This window comes from Treponema sp. R6D11 (assembly GCF_054786075.1).
Map to the genome: position 1 here is coordinate 1 of NZ_BDHD01000577.1, position 754 is coordinate 754.

The 754-nt window shown below is 42.3% G+C and carries 1 protein-coding gene; it reads left to right on the forward strand.

Annotated elements, in window-relative coordinates:
- A partial coding sequence (locus ACYVTD_RS14795; RefSeq protein WP_461248480.1) for a DUF5696 domain-containing protein occupies window positions 1-754 on the forward strand: 754 nt, incomplete at both ends.

Here is a 754-nt window from a genome sequence, read left to right on the forward strand (position 1 = left end):
ATTCTCTTGACGGAAAATCTTTAATAGTTAATGTTCCATTTGATAAAATAGGTTTCCGCGCGGCTTATCCAATTACACAATTAGCCTTATTGCCTTTTATGGGTTGCGGCAGTATGACAGATTCTGGATATATGCTGGTTCCCGACGGAAGCGGTTCTTTAATTTATTTTAATAATCAAAAACAAAATCAACTTCCTTACAATATCAGAGTTTACGGCTGGGACGAGGCAATGCCCCGCGACGCCGTTATCAGCGATAATAAAGCCCTGTTTCCCGCGTTTGGCATTCATAAAAACGGAGCATCGCTTTTCTGCGTCATAGAAGAAGGTGCAGCCTACGCCAGCGTGCGCGCAGATGTATCGGGACGTAATTCATCGTGGAACATAGTATATCCTGTTTTTGATATAGTTCACGGCGCGTTAATGGATATTGCGGGTAGAAATCAGCGCGCGGTATATTTGTATGAAGCCGCTCTTCCTGAAGGAGAGAGTATTACTCTGCGTTATACGCCATGTGCGGAACCGGGATATATGGGTATGGCAAAAGAATATCGATCTTGGCTTTTGAATAATTATCCTGTTCTCCAAAACAGACATGTTACGGACGGGGTTCCTACAGCGGTGGAAATTATCGGCGCGGTTAATAAAACACAGCATCGTCTTGGACTTCCTTTTGATCTTCCTTTAAAACTTACTTCGTATAAAGAAACGGAAAAAATGATCAAAGATTTTGTCGCTCTTGGGTGGAAAAATAT